The organism is Eudoraea sp. (assembly GCF_049665975.1).
In the GTDB taxonomy this organism is placed as follows: Bacteria; Bacteroidota; Bacteroidia; order Flavobacteriales; family Flavobacteriaceae; genus Eudoraea.
This window is the reverse complement of record NZ_JBATGR010000530.1, coordinates 1-3,959: the sequence shown is the minus strand read 5'-3', so window position 1 is coordinate 3,959 and position 3,959 is coordinate 1. Positions and strand designations below refer to the sequence as shown.

The 3,959-nt window shown below is 36.0% G+C and carries 4 protein-coding genes; 1 reads left to right on the top strand and 3 read right to left on the bottom strand.

The features are described from left to right. On the top strand, positions 1-1,326 hold a 1,326-nt coding region (locus tag WBN20_RS16755), incomplete at its 5' end, for an alpha amylase (protein ID WP_424282513.1). Here WBN20_RS16755 and WBN20_RS16750 read toward each other — a convergent pair. From WBN20_RS16750 to WBN20_RS16740, 3 genes are all read right to left on the bottom strand, one after another. After that, positions 1,323-2,459, bottom strand: a complete 1,137-nt coding sequence (locus WBN20_RS16750; protein ID WP_424282512.1) for an ATP-binding protein — start codon at positions 2,457-2,459, stop codon at positions 1,323-1,325. The genes WBN20_RS16755 and WBN20_RS16750 overlap by 4 nt on opposite strands. Next, positions 2,456-3,211: an SDR family NAD(P)-dependent oxidoreductase gene (locus WBN20_RS16745; RefSeq protein WP_424282511.1), complete on the bottom strand. Its 756-nt coding sequence runs from the start codon at positions 3,209-3,211 to the stop codon at positions 2,456-2,458. Before WBN20_RS16745 ends, WBN20_RS16750 begins: the two co-directional genes overlap by 4 nt. A gap of 25 nt (positions 3,212-3,236) precedes the next feature. Next, the coding region (locus tag WBN20_RS16740) for an aldo/keto reductase (RefSeq protein WP_424282510.1) at positions 3,237-3,959 on the bottom strand (723 nt) is incomplete at its 5' end.

Sequence of the window (3,959 nt, the reverse complement as noted above, 5' to 3'; positions counted from 1 at the left end):
TACCCGGACAGGAATATGCCAGATGAATTTGAACATTCCTTGCCCGAAGTGTTTCCTCAAACCTCCCCTGGAAACTTCACTTTTAATACGAAAATGAAAAGGTGGGTTATGACTGTATTTAATGACTATCAATGGGATCTCAATTATACAAACCCAATGGTGTTTATGGATATGCTCTCTAATATGGTAGAACTGGCTAACTTGGGAGTAGACATTATTCGATTTGACGCACTGGCATTTCTATGGAAAAAATTGGGTACAAATTCTCAAAATCTTCCCGAAGCACATAGCTTAATTACCCTATTTCGAATGTGTTTACAAGTCGTTGCTCCCGGGGTTGTTCTGTTGGCTGAAGCTATAGTTTCTCCACAGGAAATTATTAAGTATTTTGGTGAAGGTATTAAAAAAGGCAATGAATGTGATATTGCCTACAATGCCACTTTGATGGCCTTACTTTGGAATTCAATTGCTACTAAAAAGACTCATCTATTGTATAAAAATCTTATGAATTTACCAGGTAAACCCATAGAAGGGACCTGGATAAATTATATCAGATGTCATGACGACATCGGTCTTGGTTTTGATGACCGTTATATATATGAAGTGGGCTGGGACGCCTATGCACACAGGAAGTTTTTATTGGATTACTATTGTCAAAAACTTGATTGGTCACCTGCTAAGGGTCAAATTTTTATGTATAACCCAAAAAATGGCGATGGCAGGATTACCGGTAGTGCAGCCTCCTTACTGGGACTGGAAAAAGGGTTAGAGCAAAACAACTCGGAATTGACAAAATTTGCAGTAAATAAAATCCTAATGCTACATGCCATTATATTATCCTATGGTGGAATTCCCATGATCTATGCCGGTGATGAAATAGGGACATTAAATGATTATTCTTATCTTAAGAATAAAAATTTAAAAGAAGATAGCAGATGGGTTAACAGACCCAAACAAGATTGGAAAACAGTGTCTGGATTAGATAAAATTGATACCCCTCAAACACAAATATTCCATTCCCTTAAAAAACTAATTAAGATTAGAAGAAATACACCAGCATTTGCTGATACCAACAATTTAGTACTGCATCAGACGCCAAGCCCACATATTTTTATGTTTGAAAGAACAAATAATTCTGATAAGGATGTCCTTGTAATTTGCAATTTTGATGAAAATAATCATATGATAGATACCGTTGATCTTGTCTCCAGGGGTTATGCGTCAGGAGGCAAACTGAAGGACCGGGTATTAGGTGAAAGCATAACTTTAAAAAGTGGCTTGTTAGAAATAAATCCCTTTCAAATTCTATGGCTCAGCAAGTCTTAGCTATATTTTACTTTTCTTAAAATTCGAAAAGACTCCTTCAAGGATTCATGAATTTTTGAATCATATTTTTTTAAGAGAGGCCGAGCTGTTTCCATTAGATCCTTCGCTTCTTCAAAACCATTAAAATAGCAAATAAGATAAGTTGCGGGTAATAATTTCAAATCAAGTTCTTCCTGACCCTTGAGTGACAGGCCCTTTTCAATTTTTTGCAAAATAGCCTTGTTTGAATTAAAGATATGATACAAAGTCTTTTTATCATATTGAGGTGGGTCAAAGATTAAATTACTTTGGATTTGATAGGTTCCGTTATCTGAAAAAAATATATCCACTTTTTCCAAAGGATAGTATTTTTGTTGATTCCCCAATCCCAACTTCACATATTCCATGATAGAAAAGGATTCATCATTAAAGCTTATTGATATTTCATCGAGAGCAGAATAAAAAAGTTTAACCTGCTCATTAATAAGTTCTATATCTACTCTTGAATAAAAAACTTTATTTTTTACTTTTTTTTGATTCCCAGCCCAACAGAGCACAAATTGCTCTTTAAATACTTTGTAGCTGCTTATCAGATCCTTATGTCTGTAATTTATGAAATCTATTACACCATCGAGGGTAAGTTCTATATTGTTTCGGGCATGTTGTTCTATAGTAGCAACAGTTTCTGAATTGATATCTTTCAATACAATATTAAAAGCCTTAGGCATGCTTATGCTCCCATCTCTGAAAAAAACTGCGCCACCATAATATTTCCATATATTCCTCCGCAATGAGCACACTTGGCCATTAGAGCTTATAGTGACTAACCCCACAACCTTACCTTCAGGCAAGTGCGGAAAAGGAATATTTTCATAAGAGATCAAAGGAGGGTTATCTAGGTAGGCATTTACAAGGTTTTGAATCTTACTGTCATCAAAGAAATCTACCCCAACAATTTTATTGTCCTCATCTTCAACTCCAACAACAATGAAGGAATTGTTATTTGGATTGCTATTAGCAAGTGCGCAAACATGCTTTAGAAATTTAGCTTTACCTTCTCGCTTACCAATATTGATAAACCTTTTTTTATCATAAAAACTATTCTCGTCATTATGAGCCAAAAGGTTTTTTACCAGTAGACGCTTATTAATCATATCGTTTTCTTCACTATGGTACTACTTGCCTGTGCGGTGGGCATAACCACAAGATCAGCAATATTTACATGGGAAGGACGTGATATTACAAAGTAAATTATATCTGCTATATCTTCAGGCTTTAATGGTTGAAATCCCTTGTAAACACTGTCTGCTCTCTTATTATCCCCTTTAAATCTGACATTGCTAAATTCAGTCTCGACCAATCCCGGGTTAACAGCACCCACTCGGATTCCATAAGAATTCAAATCAATTCGCATTCCCTGATTAATTGCATCAACGGCATGTTTGCTCGCACAATAAACATTGCCTTTTGGGTAAACCTCTTTACCGGCAGTTGAACCAATATTTATTATATGTCCCGAATTACGCTCCACCATCTTCGGTACAATTGCCCTGGAGACATAAAGCAGGCCTTTTACATTAATATCCAGCATTGCATCCCAATCCTCAAGACTGCCTGTTTCTATGGGGTCCATACCATGGGCATTCCCCGCATTATTAATTAAAATATCTATATGAGAAAATTCCTCGGGTAATGAGTTTATCGCATTTGAAACAGCATTTTTATCCCTGACATCAAAATTCAATGCATAGACTTCAGTTAGTGGCTCCAATTGTTTCTGCAATTTTATTAAAAGTTCTTTTCTTCGCCCACAAATTATCAATCGGATATCCTTTGATGCGAAAAATAGCGCAGTAGCTTTTCCTATGCCACTGGTTGCTCCGGTAATAAATGCTGTTTTCTTCATTAAATTAATTTGGAATAATTACTGTTTACGGAACCTTATGCCCCTGAGATGCAACCAATAACAAAAACCAATCTTCCAATTCCAGATCAATTTCAGTGGCCCTTACAGAAGCTATTAATCGTTCTTTGTTTGTGGTACCAACAACGGGGTGAACTTTGGAAGGATGTTTTAAGATCCAAGCCAGAAGAATTTGACTACTATTTGCATCATATTTCTTTTTAAGGGCTTTTAGCACTTTTTTTATTCGCTTCCTTCTTTTGTTATCCTCCCTGAAATAGCTGCCCAGGGGGCTCCACGCCATAGCGGTTCGATTATGCTTGATACAATCATCAAATGTTCCGTCATACATTAATTTTTCCGCTGTTAAGGAAAATTCAACCTGGTTAGCGGTTACAGGCAATACGGATTCTAATAGGGAAATCTGAGAAGGCGAGAAATTAGACACTCCAAACTCCCGTATTTTTCCTTCTTTTTGTAAATAAAGAATGGCCTCTGCTATTTCATCTGTTTGCATTAGCGGGCTGGGTCTGTGCAATAAAAAAAGGTCTAAATAATCAGTTTTAAGATTGGACAGAGAACGTTCTGCAGACCAAATAATGTATTCTTTAGAATAATCATAATGTTTTACTTTGTTCTCTCTTGCTTTGCAGACATATTGTATACCACATTTACTAATAAATTGTGCTTGTTCCCTGGGGATTATACTTTGTAAAAAAGCATTTCCAAAAGCTTCTTCATTGGTATAGCC

What these genes read in the sequence shown, in the direction of transcription:
- WBN20_RS16745 (WP_424282511.1), bottom strand. Translation starts at nt 3,211, where the DNA reads ATGAAGAAAACAGCATTTATTACCGGAGCAACCAGTGGCATAGGAAAA.
- WBN20_RS16750 (WP_424282512.1), bottom strand. Translation starts at nt 2,459, where the DNA reads ATGATTAATAAGCGTCTACTGGTAAAAAACCTTTTGGCTCATAATGAC.